We start from the raw sequence: 16,870 nt of genomic DNA, 5'->3' as shown, positions 1-16,870 counted from the left end.
TCTGTTCGTTGGATAGATCCGGGATCCCGGGAAGGGCCGTGGAGAGGCGAGCGCGGAGCGACAGGGCGGTGATCGTACAAGCCGCCTATCGTGGATCGCCGAGCTGGAGACGGAAGAGCCGATCCAGTTGGTCCACGCCCGTCCGGGGGTAGCGGAGGCCCGAGCAGACAACGCTCACGCCCGCCGTCCTCACGGAAAGAACAGCCTGGCGGAGCGGTAAGCGAACCGAAACGCACACAAACACTCACGGTCATCCGGGTTCGCCCGGCCGCTCCGTCGCCTCCCCATCCAACTTCAGCGGTTTCCGCGTGAAGCGGCGGAGCCGCGCATCTAATGGAGATCGTAGGACCGTGGCTTCGGAGCCTCGCCCGGAAGTTGGCCCTCGCGGACCACCTCCAGATCGATCCGGTTCCAGCCGGAGTCCCGGATCCGCGCCATCACGGCCTTGTAGAACCGGTGCTCGACGGTGACTTCCTCGTTCAGCCGAACCCCTTGGATCGTCCTGTCCGGAGAGCCGGCCGCGGCGGCGATGTCCGCGGGCAAGGTGCGCAGGCTGGAGGGCTTGTCGCCGACCCGCAGGCCGCCGTCATGATAGAGATAGACCTCGACCCATGGCGGGGGCTGGACATAGGTCGCCTGGACGGGCGCCCGGGAGCGGGCGACGAACAGGCCCCAACCCGCCAGGGCCAAGGCGATGGCGCAGAGGGCGAGGCCGAGGGCGCGCTTGAGGTCCATGCCCCTAGTGCTTGCCCCGATCACGGCCGAAGTTCGGCTCGGCGCTTTCCTGGCCCGCGGCCACGATGCCCCGACGGATCGCCCGGGTGCGGGTGAAGTGGGCGTGCAGGGTGTCGGCGTCGCCCCAGCGGATCGCGCGGCTCATCGCCTGCAGGTCCTCGGTGAAGCGGCCCAGCATCTCCAGCACTGCGTCCTTGTTGGCCACGAAGATGTCGCGCCACATGGTCGGGTCGCTGGCGGCGATGCGGGTAAAGTCGCGGAAGCCCGAGGCCGAGTACTTGATGACCTCGTTCTCGGTGACGTTCTCCAGGTCGGCGGCGCTGCCGACGATCGTATAGGCGATCAGGTGGGGCAGGTGCGAGACGACGGCCAGCACGAGATCGTGGTGCTTCTCCTCCATCAGCTCGACCTGGGCCCCGAAGGCGCGCCAGAAGGCCGATAGCTGGGCGACGGCGGCGGCGTAGTGCTCGTCGTCGCTCTCGAACGGGGTCAGGATCGTCCAGCGGTTCTCGAACAGCTCGGCGAAGCCGGAGTCAGGCCCCGACTGCTCGGTGCCGGCGATCGGGTGACCGGGGATGGCGAAGATCTTCGACAGGTCCTGGGCGCGGAAGGCCTCGGCGACATTGGCCTTGGTCGAGCCGACGTCGGTCAGGGTGGCGCCGGCCTTCATGGCCGGGATCACGACGGCGGCGAGGTCCGGAATCGACAGCACCGGGGTGGCGATGACGACGAGATCGGCGTCCTTCACGGCCTGCGCGATGTCGCCGGTGACGTGCTCGGCGATGCCCAGTGCGATGACGCGGGCGCGGTGGACCTCGCTGGCGTCGGCCACGGTGACCTCGCCGACGACGCCGTGCTCACGGGCCGCGCGGATGATCGAGCCGCCGATCAGGCCGCAGCCGATGACGGTGAGCTTGGGGTACAGGATCCCGGGAGCCGACATCTATCGCCCCATGAACTCGGTGAGCAGGTCGACCACGGCGCGGTTCTGCTCTTCCAGGCCGATGGYGATGCGGATGGCGTCGGGCAGATTGTAGTTGCCCACCGCGCGGACCAGATAGCCCCGCGACGCCAGGAACGCCTCGGCTTCGCGAGCGGTCTTGCCCGGCGTGGTCGGGAAGGTCGCCAGCACGAAGTTGGCCGCCGACGGCGTGACCTCCAGGCCGATGCCGCCCAGCTGCTGGGCCATCCACGGCCGCCATTGTTCGACCAGGGCCAGCGAACGGGCCTGGAATTCGTCGTCGAACAGGGCCGCGATGGCGGCTTCCTGGCCGGGGATCGAGGTGTTGAATGGCGGACGGATCCGCTCGATCGGCTCGATGATGTGGCTGGGCCCATAGCCCCAGCCGACGCGCAGGGCGGCCAGGCCGTGGATCTTCGAGAAGGTCCGGGTGACGATCACGTTCTCGGCGGTGCGGGCCAAGTCCAGACCGTCCTCGAAGCGCGGGTCGCTGCAGAACTCGGCATAGGCCCCGTCCAAGACGAGGATCACCGACGGCGGCAGGGCCGCGTGCAGGTCGCGGATCTCCTCGCCCGTCAGCCAGGTGCCGGTCGGATTGGCGGGATTGGCGATGAACACCAGGCGCGTGCGCTCGTCGACGCACTTGACCACCTCGTCGATGTCGATGCGGTGGTTCACTTCCTTGGCCATCCGCACCTCGCCCTGGCAGGCGCGGGCCCCGATGGCGTAGGCGGCGAAGCCGTGCTCGCCCTGGACGATGTTGTCGCCTGGCTCGAGATAGACCTGGTTCAGCAGGGCGAAGATCTCGTCGCTGCCGTCGCCGAAGGTCAGGCGCTCGGGCTCCAGCTTGAAGCGCTCGGCCACGGCGGCGCGCAGCAGGTTCGACTTGCCGTCCGGATAGATGTGCAGGCGGTCGACCGCGTCGCGATAGGCCTGCTTGGCCTTGTCGCTGCTGCCCAGGATGTTCTCGTTGCTCGACAGCTTCACCGGATGGGCGATGCCGTCGACCTTCGACTTGCCGCCGACATAGGCGTGGATGTCCATGATCCCGGGCTTGGGGACAGGACGGGGCGCGGCGAAGCGGTCGGTGGGGGCGGCGGTCATCGGACTACTCGGTTGACGGACGTCTCAAACGTGACGGGCGTCTCTTACACGTCGAACTGTTCGGGCGCAGCCCCGATGACGCCGGTCAGCTGGCCAGGCGCGCGGGCCAGGCGCTCGTCGTGCGACTGGAAGAAGCCCGACAGCGAGAACAGCTTCAGCCCGCTGGCCTCGGCGATCAGTTCGGCGGCGATGTCGGTCTGGCTCAGGGTCTCGACGATGGAAGCGGCGCTCTTGGGGGCGTCGGTGACCCAGAAGGTCTGGTCGCCGCCGGTCGGCTCGACCTCGACCTCGGCCACGGCCAGGGCGGCCTGCGGGCCCCAGGAGGCCAGGCAGGGCAGGGCGGCGAACACCTTCAGCTTCGGCTCGGCCAGCAGGCGGCCCCACCAGGGCGTGTCGGCGGCCAGCGGCAGGACGGCCACGCCCCACGGCGAGCGGGCGACGGCCAGGGCGTCCTGGGCGCTGGAAACGATGGACAGGCGTGGGGCGGTCCCGAAGCGCAGGCGGGTCAGCTCGACCGCGCGGGCCGGCTCGCGACCGCCGAAGACGGCCAGATGGTACGGGCCCTGGCGCGCCAGGTTGTCGGCCATGATCTCGCGCCAGATGCGGATGACCAGGGCGTTGCTGGCGCCCTTGCGCGGCGCGTCGAGCAGCTTGCGGACGATATGGGCCTCGCGGCCGGGGCGCAGGCCAAAGCCCGTGTCGCCCGAGGCGCGCTTGGCGGCCGCGACGGCGCTGGCCAGGCTGGCGCGCTCGTCGATCAGCTTCAAAAGTTCACCGTCGATGGCGTCGAGCCGCCATCGGACCTCTTCGAGAGACGGTGTGGCGTCCGTCGCGTCGCTGCCCATGTTCTTCCCCGAAATTGGAGGCGGGACCATAGTCCTTGCCGCCGAACACGCAATAGCCAGCCAAGGCGGCAAGAAAATTGCGTCTCCGGCGACCGTTGATCGATCAGTACACCGTCGGCGCAGGCCCGGTATCGAACAGGCCCAGCCGGGTGCGCCCGTCCTCGAACTTGAGGTCGGCCTCGATGACCGGCTCCTGGCCCACGGCCTCGGCGGCGGCGGCAAGGGCCTGCTCAGGCGTCTTGATCGGCTGGGACAGGTCGGCCCGCTCCTTGATCACCACCTGCAGCAGGCCGGTCACCCGGCCCTTGGAATCGACCGACAGCACGCCGGACTTGGCCTTGCCCTCGGCGTCGCCGGCCAGGATCTGGCTCTGCTGCAAGGTGATCTGGCCGCCGACCTCGCTCCAGCGCCTGACGGCGGCTTCCCAGTTGCGGCCGCGCAGGTACGAGATATGCGACAGGCGGGTCTCCAGGATCATCGAGGCGGTCTTGTCCTGGGCCAGGCGGCCCAGCAGGCCCGTGAAGGCGGTCTTGGCGCCCCCGGCCTTAAAGAAGATCGCGCCCTGGTCGTCCGGGCCCGAGCGCAGATGCAGCTGCATGTTGTCGGCCGAAATCAGCTGGAACGGCTTGGCGCCGGGCGCGGGGACGAAGGTCAGCTTGGCGCCCTCGACCGAGACGCGCGGCGGATACTCGGTGACGTGCGAGATGCTGGCCCGCAGCGCCTGGCCGGTGATGGTCACGTCGCCGGCCTCCGGACGGGTCAGGACCACGCCCTGCGGCGCGACCAGCACCCAATGGGTCAGGTCATAGATCTCGGCCTCGCCCTTAAGCAGCGGCGCGCGGACGGCCCAGCCGGTGGGTTCGGCGACGCGGGCGTCGGTCAGCTCGACATTCATCCGGAACGGAAAGCCGTGGAAGGTCCGGGCGCTCCAGGACAGGTCGTAGCCGCGCGACTTCAGGTCGGCCGACTGGGCGTCCATCCGTTGCTCGGCCTGGCCGCGCAGCCAGAACCAGCCATAGCTCCAGCCGCCCGCGACCAGGGCGGCCAGGATGAAAGGCATGAACAGACGGCCGCGGCTAGCTTTCTGGGGGGCTTTGCGGGAGGGGCGGGCGTCGTTATGGGTCATGTATAGGGCGCGTCCAGTCGGGATCGGTGATGAGCTTAGAGGGCGGCGGCGAGGATCGCTGGGTGTTCGGATACGGATCGCTGATGTGGCGGCCCGGGTTCCCGTTCATAGACCGAAGAACCGCCGTGCTCCACGGGCGGCGGCGGGCCTTCTGCATCTATTCGGTGCATCACCGCGGCACCTACGAGCGGCCGGGCCTGGTGCTGGGCCTGGCGCCGGGCGGATCGGTGCGCGGCATGGCCTATCGCGTGGCGGCCAGCGAATGGGAAGAGGTCTACGCCTACCTCCGCGAACGCGAGCAGCCGACCGAGACCTATTTCGAGACCTCGCGCGAGGTGAAGATCGACGGGAACGGAAAAGTGCCGGCCCTGGTCTTCCTGTCGGACATGAAGCACAGCCAGTGGGCCGGAGCCCTGACCTTGGAGCAGCAGGCGCGGCTGATCGCCGGGGCCACGGGCCTGTCGGGCCCGAACATCGACTATCTCCGCGACTTGGTCATGCACCTACGCGAGGACGGGGTGCGCGATCACGCGATGGAGAAGCTGCTGAAGATGGTCGAGGGAATCGAGACGGCCTAAAGCCCCTCATCCTCCAGCGCCTTGGTCGCGGTGTCGATGCGGGTCTGCAGCTCGCGCATGAACTCGCCGCGCTTCAGGCCGGCGGGGATCGGCTCCAGATAGTTGAACACGATCGTCCCCGGCTTGACGACGAAGCCTTTGTTCCAGTGGACGCCGCAGTTCAGGGCCAGCGGGGTCACCGGCATGTCCAGCTCGCGATAGAGCGCGGCGATGCCCGGCTTGTAGTCGCCCGGCTGGCCGACCTCGCCGCGGGTGCCTTCGGGAAAGATCACGATCTGGCGGCTTTCCTTCATGCGCTCGACGGAGTCGCGGACCAGCTTCTTCAGCGCGGTCGAGTGGCCGGCGCGATCGACGACGACCATGCCGGCCTTCAGCCCGTGCCAGCCGAACAGCGGCACCATCAACAGTTCCTTCTTCATCACGAAGCAGGCGTCGGGCAGCAGGGCGAACTGGCTGAAGACGTCGAACATCGACTGGTGCTTGGACGCGACCAGGGCCGGGCCGGTCGGCCGATACGGCTCGCCGCGCACCTCGACCTTGACGTCGGCCAGCCAGCGCAGGCCCCAGATCAAGCCCTTGGCCCAGGTCGACAGCGACCAGGTGTTGGCGCCGCGGGGCAGGGGGTAGGTCAGGATCATGCCGACCGCCCAGCCGATCGACCACAGCCAGAAGAACAGCTGGAACAGCAACGAACGCAGATAGATCAAGACGCTTCCTTCGCCGCCGGGGCGGCCTTTTCTTTCGGTCCTAGCCCTAGGAACGCTTCACGGCCCAGGATCGCCAGGTACTTGCAATATTCCACGATCATCCGCCGGGCGCTCGAACCGGTCTTCCACCAACGATGGGCGTTCAGGCTCTCGGTCTGGACCGGGTAGGGGAACAGCTTCACGCCCGGCATGGCGGCCTTCAGCTCCAGCATCGAGCGGGGCATGTGATAGTCGGCGGTCACCACGATCAGGCTCTTGTAGCCCTTGGACTTGGTCCACTCGGCCGTCTCCAGGGCGTTGCCGACCGTGTTGGCGGCGGTGAAGCCCAGGTCCACGCAGCAGTCGTAAATCGGCTTGACCGCCTTGGTCACCGTCTGAACGTCGGCGCGGGTGGCCTCGCGATTGACGCCGGAGATCAGCAGGCGCTGGCCCTTGCCCTCTTCCAGCAGCTTGGTGGCGGCTTCCAGGCGGATGTTCGAGGCGCCGGTCAGCACCACGACGCCGTCGGCGATCGGCGGCTCGGGCGCGGGGGTCGACTGGTCCACCCGSSCGGTGAAGGCCAGCAGGCCCAGKCCCCAGATCATCAGGGCGATCAACAGCGCGGCCAGCGTCTTCATGATGTTTCGGTCTTCACGGCATCTCCCCCACGATGCGCGACGCCGCCAGACGGGCCGAAAGGCCGGCGATCAGGGCGGCGACCACCGGTGCGGGCAGGGCGGCGACCAGATCGATCCAGGCCAGCGGCAGCACCGGCGCCACCCCCGCGCCGCCGCCGAAATAGCGCGCGATCGCGCCGATGATGGCCGCGCTCGCCCCGCCCAGCAAGCCCGCCAGCGCGCCCATGGTCGCGAAGCGGTTCTGGAACAGGCCGGCGATAAAGCCCTGCTCGGCCCCGGAGAAATGCAGCACCTCAATGACGTCGCGCCGAGCGGCCAAACCCGCGCGGGTGGCGAAGGCGATGACGGCGGCGGTCGCGGCGGCGATCAGGGTGAAGACGCCCAGGGCCGCCAGGCGCGCCAGGTCGGCGGCGCGCTCGATATCGGCGATCCAGCGGCTATGGTCGTCGACGGTGGCGTCGACCCCGGCGGACCTCAGGGCCTTGTCCAGGGTGGCGGCGCTGGGCGGCGCCTTGGGGTCGAGGTCGAGGGTGACCAGGCGCGGCGTCGGCAGCTCGTCGACCAGGGCCTCCTTGCCGATCCACGGCTCCAGCAGGGCTTCGGCCTTTTCACGGGGCAGGGCCTGGGCCTCGATCACGCCCTTGATCCCGGCCAGGGTCTCGGCGGCGCGGGCGGCGGCGCTGTCGGGGGTCTCGCTGGCCCGGGCGCGCACCACCACGGTGGCCGAGCCGGTCAGCTGAGAGGTCCAGCCGTGGGCGGCCCGGTTGGCCGCCAGGGCGGCGAAAGCGGTGAGAACCGCCAGGAAGCACAGCACCGCCACAACGAAGACCAGCGCCCCGTCTCGCGAGTCGCGCGGCGGCAACAGCGGGCCGGGCCTCCACTTGGCGACCTGAAAGAATTCGCTCATCCGCCGCCTCCCACATCGACCAGGCGGCCGTGCTCGAGGTGCAGGGTCGGCCGCGCGGCGCGGGCCACCAGGTCCTCGTCATGGGTGGCGATCAGGACCGTGGTGCCCAGGCGGTTGAGCTCCACGAACAGCCGCAGCAGGCGCAGCGACATGGCCGGATCGACATTGCCGGTCGGCTCGTCGGCCAGCAGCACGTCGGGACGATCGACGACGGCGCGAGCGATSGCCASGCGCTGCTTTTCGCCGCCCGACAGGGTCGCTGGCAGGGCGTGCATCCGCTCGCCCAGGCCCACCCAGCTGAGCAGCTCGGCGACGTCTTCGCGATAGGTGGCCGGTTTGCGCTTGAGGATGCGCAGGGGCAGGGCGGCGTTGTCGAACACCGACAGGTGCTCCAGCAGGCGGAATTCCTGGAACACCACCCCGATCCGGCGGCGCAGGAACGGCAGGTCCGAGCCGTGGGTCAGGCTGACGTCGCGCCCGAAAAGCTCGACGCGACCCCGTGACGCACGGTGGGCCAGGTAGATCAGTTTGAGCAGCGAACTCTTGCCCGCGCCCGAGGCGCCAGTCAGGAAATGGAACGACCCCTGATCGAGGGAAAAGCTTATGTCCCTTAGGGTTTCCGGGGCCCGGCCGTAGCGCATCGAGACGCCGGCGAAGCGGACCACCGGTAGGGCGTCATCGCCCTGTTCTGTGTCGATCCGCAAGGCGCGTCACTTGGGTTTCTGGACATCAGGGTTAAAATCAGCGACCCCCTTAAGGCATGTGGGGAGCGTTCGATTCGCGGCCATGATACTGACCTGTCCGGAGTGCGCCAGCCGCTATTTCGTCGACGACTCCAAGGTCGGTGCGGCGGGGCGTGTCGTGCGCTGCGCCTCGTGCGGGAACCGTTGGACGGCCCGTAACGAAGACGCGAACGACCTCTTCGACGAGCCCGAAGCGCCCACCCTCGCCAGTCAATTGGACAGCGCCGAGCAGGTTGCCGGCGCGGCGTCTGAGACCGACGAGCCGCCGGTCAGCGCCTTGCCCGGCGAGGAACTTCCCAAGGTCTTCCGCGCCCGGGCCGACGCCGAGCGACGCTTGCGCGAAGCCACGGCCACCGGAGTCATCTGGGCCGGCATGGCCGCGGCCATGGCCGTGGTCGTGGTCGCCGCCCTGATCTTCCGCATCGACGTCGTCCGGATTATGCCGGGCTCGGCCGGGGCCTACGCCGCCGTCGGCCTGCCGGTGAACACGGTGGGCCTGGTCATCGACCGCGACAGCATCAAGGCGATCCCGTTGATGCAGGACGGCCACGCGGCCGTGACCATCACCGGATCCATTCGCAACATCACCGAGCACGAGGTGGTCTCGCCGCCGCTGCGGGTCGAGCTGCTGAACGAGAAGGGCAAGCGCGTCGCCGGCCAGCTGGCCGCCGCCGCCGACGCCAAGATCCCGCCGGGCCAGGTGCGCCATTTCTCGATCACCTTCCTCGACCCGGCCAGGACCRCCAAGGATCTGCAGATCGGCTTCGCCACCGAACCGGGCGCGGCCAAGGCCGTGAAGACTGCTCTGAAAAAGCCGGAAGACCACGGCGGCGAGCCTGAATTGGCCCTGCGCGGGGTCCAGGACGCCGCCGCCGAGCACGAAGCGGCTGGACAGGAACCCCCGGGACATGAGAGCGGGGACGCAACCGTCCCCTCTGACTCTCACGAACCCGCGCATCATGAATGACACCCAGAAGCCCGAAGTCCTGATCTCGGAAGCCGAGATCGCCGAACGGGTTCAGAAGCTGGCCGAGACCATCGCGCCGCGCATCGACGACGACACCGTCGTGGTCTGCCTGCTGACCGGCGGCCTGTGGTTCGCCGCCGACCTGACCCGCGCCCTCTACAAGGCCGGTCGCAACGTGCGTTTCGACGCCCTGTGGCTGGCTTCCTACCATGACGAGCGCAAGAGCACGGGCCGTTGCGAGGTCCGCGCCGACCTGCAGCGTCCGCTGATCGGCCGCCGCGCCCTGGTCGTCGACGACGTGTTCGACACCGGCCTGTCGCTGTCGGAGGCCGCGCGTCTCGTGAAGGACGCCGGGGCCAGCGAAGTGCTGACCGCCGTCTTCGCCCGCAAGCCCTGGCCCAAGGATCGCGGCATGGAGCCCGACTTCGTCGCCTGGGAAGCGCCTGCGCGCTACCTGGTCGGCTACGGCCTCGACGACGAGGGCAAGAGCCGCGGCCTGCCGTACATCGGCGCGATGGATTGATTTAGAGGATACTCGCCCCCTCCGGGCCTTCGGCCCTCCTCCCCCAGAGGGGGGAGAAGGAGCATTCCGCCCCCTCCGGGGGCGGACGACCGCGTAGCGGTCAGGTGGGGGCAAGTATCAGATCACACCCAGTCCGGCACGAGGTCCCGCGCCAGCATCTCTTCATACGTCGGCCGCTTGCGGATCACCGCGTAGCGGTCGCCGTCGACCAGGACTTCGGGCACCAGCGGCCGGGTGTTGTACTCGCTGGCCATGGCCGAGCCGTAGGCGCCGGCCGACATGAAGGCCACCAGGTCCCCGGCTGTGAACGGCGGCAGGGCGCGGTCGCGGGTGAAGGTGTCGCCCGTCTCGCAGACGGGGCCGACGACGTCATAGACCGTCTCACCTTCACGCTTCACCACCGGGCGGATGTCGTGGAAGGCGTCGTACATGGCCGGACGGACCAGGTCGTTCATGGCCGCGTCGATGACCAGGAACTTGCGGCCTTCCGGACGCTCGTGGACGTGGATCACTTCCGAGACCAGCACGCCGGCGTTGGCGGCGATCACCCGGCCCGGCTCGAAGGCCAGCTTGACGGGCAGGCCCTTGGTGACCTCGCCGACCATGGCGGCGAACGCGGCGGGCGAAGGCGGTTCGGGGTGGTTGAAATAGGGCACGCCCAGGCCGCCGCCCAGATCGAGGCGCTCGACCGACAGGCCTTCGCCCAGAAGTTGCTCGACCAGCCCCCGCATCTTGGTGAAGGCGGCGCGCATCGGCGTCAGGTCGGTGATCTGGCTGCCGATGTGACACGCCACACCGATGGGCTCGAGATTGGCGTTGTTGCTGGCGTTGGCGTAGAGGCGGGCGGCCTCGGCGAACGAAACGCCGAACTTGTTCTCGGACTTGCCGGTGGCGATCTTGGCGTGACCGCCGGCCGCGACGTCCGGATTGACCCGGAACGCGACCTTCGCCTTCAGGCCCAGACCCGCCGCGACGTCCGCGATCAGGTTCAGCTCCGGCTCGGACTCGACATTGATCTCGGCGACGCCGGTCTTCAGCGCGAACTCGATCTCGCGCCGCGCCTTGCCGACGCCGGAGAAGACGATGCGTTCGGGCGGGATGCCGGCGGCCAGGGCGCGGCGAACCTCGCCCTCCGAGACCGTGTCGGCCCCGGCCCCCAGGTCGCCTAGCACCTTCAGCACCGCGACGTTGGAATTGGCCTTCACGGCGTAGGCGACCAGCGGATCGACCACACCCGCCGCCGCCAGGGCGTCGCGGAACACGGTGAAGTGCCGCTCCAGGGTGGCGCGGCTGTAGACGTAGACCGGCGTGCCGACCTCGGCCGCGATCTTGGCCAAGGGCGCGCCCTCGCAGGCCAGGCCCTCTGGGCCGTACTCGAAGTGATTCACGGGTCTTCGGGCTTTCTCATCATCACACCCCCATTTTCCGACTTCCCGGCGAAAGCCGGGACCCAGATTCATCCGGAGCGGTGGCGGGCGTCATCTGGATCCCGGCTTTCGCCGGGATGACGGCGGCCTCGCCAAGTTCAACCGTTGGTGCGGCGTTCGCCGTCAGTTCGGAGTAGCGCCGGGGAAGCCGGCCGCGGACGGACCGCCGAACGGGTCCTTGGTGCCCGGCAGCGGCGCGGCGCGGATGGTGCGGCTGCTGGAGGCCGGATCGCGGATCTCCTGGGCGCCGCCAGCGCGGGCGGGTTGGTTGGCCTGGGCCGAGGCGGCGCGGCGCTCGGCCTGCCAAGCGGCCTTCTTCTGGGCGTCCCACAGCGGCGCTGGGCGTTCCAGGGCGCCTTGCTTGCCGCAGGCCGAGGCGCTCACGGCGAGCGCCGCCAGGGCGAGCAGGGTGACGGGGCGCAGGTTCATGCGAGCACTTCCTTCCAACGCGCGATCTGGGCGCGGACCTGGGCGGGGGCGGTCCCGCCGTAGCTCATGCGGCTGGCCGCCGAGGCGGCCGGAGTCAAAACGGCGTAGACGTCCTGGGTGATCCGCGACTCGATCGCCTGGAACTGCTCCAGGGAAAGATCCGCCAGGTCGACGCCCAGGCCTTCCGCCGTCTTCACGGCAGAGCCTGTCACGTGGTGGGCGTCGCGGAAAGGCATGTTCAGCGTCCGCACCAGCCAGTCGGCTAGGTCCGTCGCGGTCGAGAAGCCGGCGCCGGCGGCCTTGGCCATGGTCTCGGTGTTCGGGGTCAGATCAGAGACCATGCCGGCCATGGCCAGCAGGCTGAGTTCCAGCGCGTCGAAAGCCTCGAAGGTCGGGACCTTGTCCTCCTGCATGTCCTTCGAATAGGCCAGCGGCAGGCCCTTCATGACCACGGTCAGGGTGGTCAGTGAGCCCAGGATGCGGCCGACCTTGGCGCGGATCAGCTCGGCCGCGTCGGGGTTCTTCTTCTGCGGCATGATCGAGCTGCCGGTCGTGAAGGCGTCGGTCAGCTTGATGAAGCCGAACATCGGCGTCGTCCACAGCACGATCTCCTCGGCCAGGCGCGACAGGTGCGTGGCGGTGATCGAGGCAGCCGACAGGGCCTCCAGCGCGAAGTCGCGGGCCGAGACGCTGTCCAGCGAGTTGGCGGTCGGACGGTCGAAGCCCAGAGCGGTCGCGGTCTGCTGGCGGTCGATCGGGAATGGCGAACCGGCCAGGGCCGCCGCGCCCAGCGGGCACTCGTTCATGCGAGCGCGGGCGTCGCGGAAACGCGAGGCGTCACGGCCGAACATCTCGACATAGGCCATCAGGTGGTGGCCGAAGGTCACCGGCTGGGCCGGCTGCAAGTGGGTGAAGCCCGGCATCAGGGCGTCCACATAGGTCTCGGCCTGGGCAAGCAGCGCCTTTTGAAGCGCCTCCAGCTGGCCGGCCGAGCGGTCGCAGGCGTCGCGGACCCACAGGCGGAAGTCGACGGCCACCTGGTCGTTGCGCGAGCGAGCGGTGTGCAGACGGCCGGCGGTCGCGCCGATCATCTCGCGCAGCCGCGCCTCGATATTCATGTGGATGTCTTCGTACTCGTCACGGAACGGAAAGGTCCCGGTCAGCAACTCGTCCTCGATCCGCGCGAGGCCGCCGAGGATTTCCTCGCCATCGCTGCTTGAAATCACGCCCTGGTTCATCAACATCCGCGCGTGGGCGCGGGAACCCGCCAGGTCTTGCGCCCAAAGGCGCTTGTCGAAGCCGATGGAGACGTTGATCGCCTGCATCAGTTCCGCCGGCTTGGCCGTGAACCGACCGCCCCACATGGCTTGACCCTGGCCTTTCGCTGGCTTGGGCGTATCGGAGGCGTTGTCGGTCATATGAACGAAGTCCACTTGGTCGAAGACGGCAAGGCCGCGCCGAAGCGCAACCCGCTGAAATGGGCGATCTCGGGCGTCGCCTTGGTGGGCGCCGCGGCGGTTCTATACGTCATCGCCACCGCTTCGTTCAAACCCCATGGCCCCGCTGATCTGAGAGAATTCAAGAAGGCCTCGCTGGAAAAGCTCGAGGTGCCCGCCACGCCGCGCGCCGCGCCCGATACGGTGTTCACCAGTCTGGACGGCAAGCCGGCGACCTTGGCCGACTTCAAGGGCCGGGTGGTGGTCATGAACCTGTGGGCCACCTGGTGTGCGCCCTGCAAGGCCGAGATGCCGACCCTGGCCAAGCTGCAGGCTGCCTACGCCACCCAGCCGGTCACCGTGCTGCCGATCAGCGTCGACCGCGACAGCGACCTTAACCTGATCAACGAAGAGATGGCCGCCAACCCGCCGCTGAAGACCTATCGCGATCCGGGCTACAAGCTCTCGTTCGCCATGGAGCCGCGCGCGGCGGGCTATCCGACCACGGTGATCTACGACCGCCAGGGCCGCGAGCGCGCCCGCATGGCCGGGCCGGCTGATTGGTCGGGCCCGGAAGCGCGCGGCATCGTCGAGAAGCTGCTGGCCGAGAAGTGATCGATCCCCGCCTTCTCGAACCCCTTGCCGACGATGCTTGGCCCGCCCGTGAGCGGGCCCGGCTGGGCGGCTGGCGGCTGAACGCCTCGTCCGGTCGCTCGATGCGGATCAACGCCTGCTGGCCGCTGGAGGCGCCGGATCGTGACGCCGAAGCCGCCCTTGACGCCGTCGAGGCGTGGTTCGCGGCGCGCGCCCTGCCGCCGCGCTTCAAGCTGACCGACGGCATGGCCGTTCCGATCGACCTCTCGGAGCGCCTGGCCGCCCGGGGCTACGCGCCCTGCAAGGAGACGGTGGTCATGCTGGGTCCGACGGGCGGGGAGGGCGACCCCGCCGTTCGGGTCTCGACCGCACCCGACGCCACGTTCGAAGCGGTGTTCACCGCCACGGCCGGCGATCCCGAGGATGGGCGCGAACGGCTGGACGCCTTGGGCCGCATCCCGGCGCCGGCCCGCTTCGCTCGATTGGACATCGACGGCGCGCCGGCGGCGATCGGCGCCAGCGCGATCGGCGGCGGCTTCGCCGGCGTCTTCGGCATGCGCACCGCGCCCGACCATCGCCGCAAGGGCCTGGCGCGCCGGGTGCTGCGCGGTTTGCTGGCCGAGGCGGGCGCGTTGGGCGCCGAGCGCGCCTGGCTGCAAGTCGAAGCCGACAACGCCCCGGCCATCGCCCTCTATGCGGACGAGGGCTTCGAGCCGGCGTATCGCTACCGGTACTGGACGCGCTGAGCGCCTTCTCAAGTCAATAGATCCAGATCCGTGTCATCCCGGCCAAGCGCGCAGCGCGCCGAGCCGGGATGACACCGGGGAGGGGCGACGCTTCCCTCCCCGGGGGCATTTTTGATAGACAAGTTTACAAAACAAACTGGTTGATGCATCGTGTGGCTGTCTCAAGAGGGGAGCCAAGGCCATGCATGCGCCGCTCAGCGCCACTGAACGATCGGCCGTCGCCCAGATCGGTGGTCGCAACGCCCCAATCGGCGCCTTGCGCGCCTTCGTCACCCTGCTGGTGATCGCCCATCACGCGGTGCTGACCTACCATCCGTACGCGCCGCCCCCGAAAGCGTTCGACGCCCCGCCGATCCTGTGGACGGCCTTCCCGGTCGTGGATCCTCAGAAGTTCGGTGGGTTCGGAATCCTGACCCTGGTCAACGACATATTCTTCATGTCGCTGATGTTCTTCATCTCGGGTCTGTTCGTCGCCGACGGCTTGCGGGCCAGGGGCGCGGGCGGTTTCCTGAAGACCCGGGCGCTGAGGCTGGGGATCCCGTTCATCCTCGGCGTCGGCCTATTGGCCCCGCTGGCCTATTTCCCCGCCTGGCTGCAGTCGGGCGGCGCGCCGTCCTTAGCGGCATTCGCGGACGCCTGGACCCATCTGCCGTTCTGGCCCAGCGGTCCGGCCTGGTTCCTGTGGGTGCTGCTGGCGTTCGGCGCGATCGTCACGGCGGCGTACGCCCTGTTCCCCGGCGTGACCGATGACCTAGGCCGCCTGGCCCGGGACGCGGATCGCAAGCCGGCCCGCTTCTTCTGGGGTCTGGTGATCGCCAGCGTTCTGACCTATCTGCCGCTGTCGATGACCACGCCCTTTGGCCACTGGACCACGGTGGGACCGTTCGTGGTCCAGACCGCCCGCGTCGGCCACTACTTCGTCTACTTCCTGGCCGGGATCGCCGTCGGCGCGGCCGGTGTTGGCCAAGGCCTCACCGACCCGGAGGGCAAGCTGGCCAAGCGCTGGTGGCTTTGGCATCTGGCGCCCATCCTGCCGATCGTCGGCGGCGTGGCCTCGATGATCATGGCCTTCTCGCCCAACCCGCCGCCACGGCTGTTCCTGGAACTGTTCGGCGGCGTGAGCTTCGCTCTGGGCTGCGCCACCCTGTCGTTCGCGGCCTTGGCGACCTTTCTGCGCTTCGTCCGCACAACCGGCCCGCTGGGCGGAAGCCTGCAGGCCAACGCCTACGGCATGTACTTGACCCACTACGTGTTCACCGCCTGGCTGAGCTGGGTGCTGCTGCCGCAGAGCTGGGGCGGTCTGGCCAAGGGCTGCGCGGTGTTCGGCGGGGCGGTGGTCCTGAGCTGGCTGACGACGATGGTCCTGCGCCGCATGCCGCTGTTGGGGCGAATCCTGTGACCGTCCATGATGCGGCGCTGAAGGGGGCTGGGCCCATGAACGACAAGCTGAAGACGGTTCAGGACGATCTGGCGTTCCTGCGGACCATGGCCGAGGGCGGCGGCGAGCGGGGCGGCCTGGGCGTTGCCGGCGGGGCGCTGTATGGCGCGGCGGGGTTGATCTACGGGATCCAGACCCTGGGCCATTTCGCTCAGGTGAAGGGCGTGCTGGTCCTGCCGCCGCTGGGCAGCATGGTGCTGGGCTGGCTGCCGACGGTGATCTTCCTGATCCTGATGACCATCGTGATCATCATCGACCGCAAGAAGCCCCAGGTCGGGGTCGCCAACCGCGCCGTCAACGCCGCCTTCTCGGGGGCGGGCGTGGCCAATCTGGCCCTGATCCTGGTCTTCGCCTCGGCCGCCGCGCGCAACCACGACTTCCGTTACTGGCTGTTCCATCCTGCTGTGGTGTTCGTGATTCAGGGGGCGGTCTGGTTCGTCATCTTCGCGCTGCGCAAGCGGCTGTGGATGGCGCTGGTCTCGGTGGGTTGGCTGGTCTCAGGGGTGGCCATGGGGATGCTGATCGACCGGGCCGACGTCTATCTGCTGATCGCCAGCTTCGGCCTCTTCGCCTTCATGATGGCTCCGGGCTTTTTCATGATGCGCCAGGCCCAGCGGTCGGCGCCCTAGGACGATCGTGGCGGGCAAGTTCGACATCAGCGGGCTGGACGACGTCATCCACGGCCGGGTGCGGCTGGGGATCGTCGCCTATCTAGCCAGCGCCGAGGTCGCCGACTTCACCGAGCTGAAGGCGCTGTTGGAGGTCACGCAAGGCAATCTGTCGGTCCATCTGCGCAAGCTGGAGGAGGCGGGCTATGTGGCCATCGACAAGAGCTTCGTCGGCCGCAAGCCCTTGACCCGTGTGCGCCTGACCGAGGCGGGACGGGCGGCTTTCGGGAGTTACTTGAAGGCCATGGGGCGGTTGGTGGAGCAGGCGGGCGGCGGTACCTAATATTCCGACCTCCCCGGCGAAAGCCGGGGCCCAGAT

Annotated in this window: 20 protein-coding genes; 8 read left to right on the top strand and 12 right to left on the bottom strand. The window is 68.8% G+C overall.

The window, feature by feature from the left end; genetic code table 11:
* Window positions 1-330: 330 nt before the first annotated feature.
* From AC1DSO_RS22285 to AC1DSO_RS22265, 5 genes are all read right to left on the bottom strand, one after another.
* The gene (locus tag AC1DSO_RS22285) at window positions 331-735 is read right to left on the bottom strand and encodes a hypothetical protein (protein ID WP_477070892.1); all 405 of its coding nucleotides are present in this window, start codon (window positions 733-735) and stop codon (window positions 331-333) included.
* Window positions 736-739: 4 nt separating this feature from the next.
* Window positions 740-1,678: a prephenate/arogenate dehydrogenase family protein gene (locus tag AC1DSO_RS22280; protein ID WP_477070891.1), complete on the bottom strand. Its 939-nt coding sequence runs from the start codon at window positions 1,676-1,678 to the stop codon at window positions 740-742.
* Window positions 1,679-2,800 carry a histidinol-phosphate transaminase gene (gene hisC / locus AC1DSO_RS22275; protein ID WP_477070890.1) on the bottom strand — a complete coding sequence of 374 codons (1,122 nt, stop codon included), beginning with the start codon at window positions 2,798-2,800 and terminating at the stop codon, window positions 1,679-1,681.
* 44 nt (window positions 2,801-2,844) lie between these two features.
* On the bottom strand, window positions 2,845-3,645 hold the full coding sequence (locus AC1DSO_RS22270) for a chorismate mutase (protein ID WP_477070889.1): 801 nt from the start codon (window positions 3,643-3,645) through the stop codon (window positions 2,845-2,847).
* Window positions 3,646-3,748: 103 nt separating this feature from the next.
* Complete coding sequence (locus tag AC1DSO_RS22265) at window positions 3,749-4,771, bottom strand: DUF2125 domain-containing protein (RefSeq protein ID WP_477070888.1); 1,023 nt, start codon at window positions 4,769-4,771, stop codon at window positions 3,749-3,751.
* 29 nt (window positions 4,772-4,800) lie between these two features.
* Here AC1DSO_RS22265 and AC1DSO_RS22260 point away from each other — a divergent pair, with 29 nt between their 5' ends.
* Complete coding sequence (locus AC1DSO_RS22260) at window positions 4,801-5,349, top strand: gamma-glutamylcyclotransferase (RefSeq protein WP_477070887.1); 549 nt, start codon at window positions 4,801-4,803, stop codon at window positions 5,347-5,349.
* Here AC1DSO_RS22260 and AC1DSO_RS22255 read toward each other — a convergent pair.
* From AC1DSO_RS22255 to ftsE, 4 genes are read right to left on the bottom strand one after another with little or no spacing between them, the layout of a single operon-like run.
* Entirely contained in the window at window positions 5,346-6,056 is a 711-nt protein-coding gene (locus tag AC1DSO_RS22255) for a lysophospholipid acyltransferase family protein (RefSeq protein WP_477070886.1), read from the bottom strand. The two genes, AC1DSO_RS22260 and AC1DSO_RS22255, sit on opposite strands and share 4 nt — an antisense overlap.
* The gene (locus tag AC1DSO_RS22250) at window positions 6,053-6,673 is read right to left on the bottom strand and encodes a YdcF family protein (protein WP_477070885.1); all 621 of its coding nucleotides are present in this window, start codon (window positions 6,671-6,673) and stop codon (window positions 6,053-6,055) included. The genes AC1DSO_RS22255 and AC1DSO_RS22250 overlap by 4 nt, the downstream gene beginning before the upstream one ends.
* A gap of 13 nt (window positions 6,674-6,686) precedes the next feature.
* Complete coding sequence (locus AC1DSO_RS22245; RefSeq protein ID WP_477070884.1) at window positions 6,687-7,580, bottom strand: cell division protein FtsX; 894 nt, start codon at window positions 7,578-7,580, stop codon at window positions 6,687-6,689.
* On the bottom strand, window positions 7,577-8,284 hold the full coding sequence (gene ftsE, locus AC1DSO_RS22240) for a cell division ATP-binding protein FtsE (RefSeq protein WP_477070883.1): 708 nt from the start codon (window positions 8,282-8,284) through the stop codon (window positions 7,577-7,579). The genes AC1DSO_RS22245 and ftsE overlap by 4 nt, the downstream gene beginning before the upstream one ends.
* A gap of 58 nt (window positions 8,285-8,342) precedes the next feature.
* Between ftsE and AC1DSO_RS22235 the strand changes: the two genes are divergently transcribed.
* Window positions 8,343-9,290: an MJ0042-type zinc finger domain-containing protein gene (locus tag AC1DSO_RS22235; RefSeq protein WP_477070882.1), complete on the top strand. Its 948-nt coding sequence runs from the start codon at window positions 8,343-8,345 to the stop codon at window positions 9,288-9,290.
* Entirely contained in the window at window positions 9,232-9,813 is a 582-nt protein-coding gene (locus AC1DSO_RS22230; protein ID WP_477070881.1) for a phosphoribosyltransferase, read from the top strand. The genes AC1DSO_RS22235 and AC1DSO_RS22230 overlap by 59 nt, the downstream gene beginning before the upstream one ends.
* Before the next feature lie 122 nt (window positions 9,814-9,935).
* Here AC1DSO_RS22230 and lysA read toward each other — a convergent pair whose 3' ends face one another.
* The 3 genes from lysA to argH all read right to left on the bottom strand — a co-directional run bounded on the left by lysA (window position 9,936) and on the right by argH (window position 13,087).
* The gene (gene lysA, locus AC1DSO_RS22225; protein ID WP_477070880.1) at window positions 9,936-11,201 is read right to left on the bottom strand and encodes a diaminopimelate decarboxylase; all 1,266 of its coding nucleotides are present in this window, start codon (window positions 11,199-11,201) and stop codon (window positions 9,936-9,938) included.
* Between the two features lie 162 nt (window positions 11,202-11,363).
* Window positions 11,364-11,687 (bottom strand): hypothetical protein, encoded by a 324-nt coding sequence (locus AC1DSO_RS22220; RefSeq protein WP_477070879.1) that lies wholly within the window; start codon window positions 11,685-11,687, stop codon window positions 11,364-11,366.
* Window positions 11,666-13,087: an argininosuccinate lyase gene (gene argH / locus AC1DSO_RS22215; protein WP_477070878.1), complete on the bottom strand. Its 1,422-nt coding sequence runs from the start codon at window positions 13,085-13,087 to the stop codon at window positions 11,666-11,668. Before argH ends, AC1DSO_RS22220 begins: the two co-directional genes overlap by 22 nt.
* On the opposite strand from argH, the gene AC1DSO_RS22210 reads away from it, so the two are divergent.
* The 5 genes from AC1DSO_RS22210 to AC1DSO_RS22190 all read left to right on the top strand — a co-directional run bounded on the left by AC1DSO_RS22210 (window position 13,088) and on the right by AC1DSO_RS22190 (window position 16,834).
* Entirely contained in the window at window positions 13,088-13,720 is a 633-nt protein-coding gene (locus tag AC1DSO_RS22210; protein WP_477070877.1) for a TlpA family protein disulfide reductase, read from the top strand.
* Window positions 13,717-14,445, top strand: coding sequence for a GNAT family N-acetyltransferase (locus AC1DSO_RS22205; protein WP_477070876.1), 729 nt, complete (start codon window positions 13,717-13,719; stop codon window positions 14,443-14,445). The genes AC1DSO_RS22210 and AC1DSO_RS22205 overlap by 4 nt, the downstream gene beginning before the upstream one ends.
* 181 nt (window positions 14,446-14,626) lie before the next feature.
* On the top strand, window positions 14,627-15,844 hold the full coding sequence (locus tag AC1DSO_RS22200) for an acyltransferase family protein (RefSeq protein ID WP_477070875.1): 1,218 nt from the start codon (window positions 14,627-14,629) through the stop codon (window positions 15,842-15,844).
* Between the two features lie 35 nt (window positions 15,845-15,879).
* On the top strand, window positions 15,880-16,512 hold the full coding sequence (locus AC1DSO_RS22195) for a hypothetical protein (RefSeq protein WP_477070874.1): 633 nt from the start codon (window positions 15,880-15,882) through the stop codon (window positions 16,510-16,512).
* A 7-nt stretch (window positions 16,513-16,519) separates the two neighbouring features.
* The gene (locus AC1DSO_RS22190; RefSeq protein ID WP_477070873.1) at window positions 16,520-16,834 is read left to right on the top strand and encodes a winged helix-turn-helix domain-containing protein; all 315 of its coding nucleotides are present in this window, start codon (window positions 16,520-16,522) and stop codon (window positions 16,832-16,834) included.
* Window positions 16,835-16,870 lie beyond the last annotated feature (36 nt).

Source organism: Caulobacter sp. P4_E5 (genome assembly GCF_056401555.1).
Note: the sequence above shows the minus strand (reverse complement) of the source record. Positions and strands in the feature narration are given on the sequence as shown.

Coding starts and splice junctions, on each gene's coding strand:
- AC1DSO_RS22285 (WP_477070892.1), bottom strand. CDS start 735: ATGGACCTCAAGCGCGCCCTCGGCCTCGCCCTCTGCGCCATCGCCTTG.
- AC1DSO_RS22280 (WP_477070891.1), bottom strand. CDS start 1,678: ATGTCGGCTCCCGGGATCCTGTACCCCAAGCTCACCGTCATCGGCTGC.
- AC1DSO_RS22270 (WP_477070889.1), bottom strand. CDS start 3,645: ATGGGCAGCGACGCGACGGACGCCACACCGTCTCTCGAAGAGGTCCGA.
- AC1DSO_RS22265 (WP_477070888.1), bottom strand. CDS start 4,771: ATGACCCATAACGACGCCCGCCCCTCCCGCAAAGCCCCCCAGAAAGCT.
- AC1DSO_RS22260 (WP_477070887.1), top strand. CDS start 4,801: ATGAGCTTAGAGGGCGGCGGCGAGGATCGCTGGGTGTTCGGATACGGA.
- AC1DSO_RS22245 (WP_477070884.1), bottom strand. CDS start 7,580: ATGAGCGAATTCTTTCAGGTCGCCAAGTGGAGGCCCGGCCCGCTGTTG.
- AC1DSO_RS22230 (WP_477070881.1), top strand. CDS start 9,232: ATGAGAGCGGGGACGCAACCGTCCCCTCTGACTCTCACGAACCCGCGC.
- argH (WP_477070878.1), bottom strand. CDS start 13,087: ATGACCGACAACGCCTCCGATACGCCCAAGCCAGCGAAAGGCCAGGGT.
- AC1DSO_RS22210 (WP_477070877.1), top strand. CDS start 13,088: ATGAACGAAGTCCACTTGGTCGAAGACGGCAAGGCCGCGCCGAAGCGC.
- AC1DSO_RS22200 (WP_477070875.1), top strand. CDS start 14,627: ATGCATGCGCCGCTCAGCGCCACTGAACGATCGGCCGTCGCCCAGATC.
- AC1DSO_RS22195 (WP_477070874.1), top strand. CDS start 15,880: ATGAACGACAAGCTGAAGACGGTTCAGGACGATCTGGCGTTCCTGCGG.